Below are 2,980 nucleotides of genomic sequence, written 5' to 3'. Positions count from 1 at the left end.
ACCCGGCATCGTCGGACCCGCCCCGCAGGAACCGCTCAGCGTCGCGGCAGTCGTGGAAGGTGGCGTCTCCGCTGAACAGCTTCGAGGTTTCCGTCCACCACTGGTCTTGGCTGGGCCGATCGCTGTTGCGCCGCGCCGCCTCCTCCGACTCGAAGCGCACCAGCGCGACGAACCTGCCGTCGTCGGTCACGCCGGCGGTCGACCCGAGCCAGCCGGACGCCCCTGGCGCCAGGCCTTCGACCCAGCGGTCGAGTGCCGCGCGCAGCTCGCCTGCGTCGGACACCTGGCCCTGGATGACCTGGATGAACATCGCTGCCTCCCTTTGGGGGCTCCTCGAACCACCTGGATGCTTCGAACCCCGCCGCCGAGGCTACGGCGGCCGCACCGCCGCGTCTAGGGCGAAAGCCGCAAACCGGCCAAAGTTGGCGATTGGTTGTGACGCTGGCAGCCTGAAAGGCGGCAGGTCGGCGGTTCGACCCGCCCCTGCCCACATCCCGATGACCTGCGTTTCTGCAGGTCATCCCGTGTTTTGTCCGCGGGCACAACTCACCGCTGTTGTCAGTGGTGACCGGCCACTCGCCCGGCTCGGCTACGACCACCAGCGACGAAGCCAGCGAGCGGCACGCGCACTCGGCGAGGACCCCGGCGAGATCTTGCCTCGTGTGCACCGCGTGATCTGTAGCCCGGGTGCACTTCGTGACGTTTCTTACCATGGCCGTCGAGACCCCCCCGCGGTCACCTTTCCCACTCGGCTCGCGACCGCGACACCTCCCGGGTGAACCACCAGGACTAGCGGCCCTTGGTCGCTAGGGCATTGACACTTGAGCCAAGTCCTCAGGCAGCCATACGGGCCTCGGCGATGTAGTCCTCGACGTGACGTTCGACCACTCGCAGTGCCTGGCGCAGCGGCAGCGGGGCGGGTGGGGAGTTGGCCGCAATGAGGGGGCGGAGCAGCCGGTCGTGGACCTTGACGTAGAACACCGTGACCCGCTGCCCGTCGGGGGTGAGCACGTACGTGTTGGCGTGGTCCAGCCGGCGGATCAGCCCTTTCATGCGCAGGCGGCGCAGGTCGTAACTCATCTGGGCTTGCGTGTAGTCGGTGCCGAGCAGGGCGGCGACGTGGGCGCGCAGGCTCCGGTTGGTGAAGCCGCCGACGGCGTGAATGCAGGCGCACAGGGCGCCGGCCAGGGCCATGACCCGAGGGTCGCCGAACCGCAGGGCTGGGGCCCTCCGACCGTCCTCGACGGTTGGCCGCGCGACCCGCTCGAAGGCTGGGCTCGCAAGGACACAACCCTGGCCGACACGGAAAGTGTCGACCATCCGGCGGTTCACGTCACGCCCCCGGGCGAACAGTTCGTCCAGGTGTTCCAGGCGGCGGGCCACCCCGAGGTCGCCGGGGTCGTTGACCACCGTCTCGATGCGGAACGCCCGGCCCTCCTTCAGGTAGCACTTGACCCGGGAGTGCCGGAAGAAGGCGTTGAGGGTCACCTGGTCGCCTGAGCGCAGCAGCCGGGTCCGGTACCCGCCGGGCGGGTCGGTGCGCACCCGCCGGCCGAACACGATCTGCATCTCCTCCGGCCGGCCCACGTCGAGGTTGTCCACCAGCAGCGCCTCGAAGAACGCCCGGGTGTGCCGCGGCGCGTCGAACACCAGGGTGCGCGACACCTCCACCTGGCGCATCGAGATGTCCCACCAGTACCCGGCGGCCCGGTCCGCCGGGGTGAGCGGCAGCGGCAGCCGGGACCACCAGCGTTCGCAGAACACCCGGATCGTGCCCGGCCGAAGAGTCCGGCAGATCTCCTGCAGGCCGGCCGGGTCGTCGGTGGCGGCGAACCCGTTCGCCAGTGCGGTGAACCCGATCCCGGCGCGGGTCGCGGCGCGCTTGGCGTGCTCATGTCCATTGAGCCAGATCTTGATCGGGTACGGGAAGTACGCACAGATTTTGACGAACGCCGGCCCGAACGCCTCATCGACGACATAAAAGTAGTAGGCGGTGACCTTCCGGTCGGCCTTGGCGTAGCCGAAGTGCGGGGCACCCCCGCCCTCCGGCCGGTGGGTGGTTGCGGTGAACACCCGCTGGAACTCCTGCGCCACCCCGATCGCGGCCACCCCGGTGCGCCCCGCCCGAGCCAGCCGGTCCAGATGCGGGCGCATCACCGCCAGCTTGCGGTCGCGCTTGCCGAAGCGCACCCACGGGATCCCGTTCGTCTCGGCGAAGCGCTCCACGTCCCGCCGGAACCGGATGCCGTTCTTCTCCAGCAGCGCCGGCGACGGGATCGGAAAACCGCGGTGGGTCAGGAAGTTCACCTGCCCGCCCACCTGCAGGTTCGGCACGTAGCCGTTTAGGTAGACGCGATCCAGGCACTCCAGGTCGAGCGTCACATGCCCATCCAGGATGTCGTTCACCGTCACCGGTCGCTGCGCCATCGCCGCCACCTCCGGCGAACAGTCTCCCGCAGCGCCCGACCACCCCGACAGCCACAACTCGCGGCGAAGCCGCGACCATCTGAGGGCAGCGTCGGACCGCTGCTCAGCCACGCTGCCACAGCAACTGATCAAATCAACGCACGCCACCGACTCGGCGGTCCGAGGCTGGCCTCATTAGTACACCATCAACTCGAAGGTGCTTCTCAGGATACGGCCCCCACCATCACCGCAAGCTTCACCGGTCCACCGGTCAAAGTGGCGCGGGCACATCCGCGCGAACGCACCAGTCACGGGAGGAGGAGCCCGTGATCGGTATCGCCGAGCACTTCGCACACCGACTCAATGACCGACGCCGGCCACATCTCTAACTTCTTGCCCGTCACGACAACACTCCGGTTCTCATGCTCCAGCGCCGTCGCTGACGCGAGTGCCGTCAGTGGCTCCCACGCCATCTGTGGCGGCAAGCTGGCAAGGAAAAGCGTCCCATGAGCGAATGGAGGCCCTGCCGGACCCAGCAGGCAGAGCCCCCGATCCTGCAACCCCGCGGAAAGTC

At 68.6% G+C, this 2,980-nt stretch carries 3 protein-coding genes; all 3 read right to left on the bottom strand.

The features are described 5' to 3' along the window. On the bottom strand, positions 1-310 hold a 310-nt coding region (locus tag VGR06_RS13625), incomplete at its 3' end, for a hypothetical protein (protein ID WP_327559418.1). A 524-nt stretch (positions 311-834) separates the two neighbouring features. Next, positions 835-2,427, bottom strand: coding sequence for a hypothetical protein (locus tag VGR06_RS13620; RefSeq protein WP_327559417.1), 1,593 nt, complete (start codon positions 2,425-2,427; stop codon positions 835-837). A gap of 287 nt (positions 2,428-2,714) precedes the next feature. Next, positions 2,715-2,980, bottom strand: a 266-nt coding sequence (locus VGR06_RS13615) for a hypothetical protein (protein ID WP_327559416.1), incomplete at its 5' end; no start/stop codon positions are given.

This window comes from Actinophytocola sp., assembly GCF_036002505.1.
In the GTDB taxonomy this organism is placed as follows: Bacteria; Actinomycetota; Actinomycetes; order Mycobacteriales; family Pseudonocardiaceae; genus DASYTH01.
The sequence above is the reverse complement of the archived record's forward strand: the minus strand, read 5'-3'. Positions and strand labels throughout refer to the sequence as shown.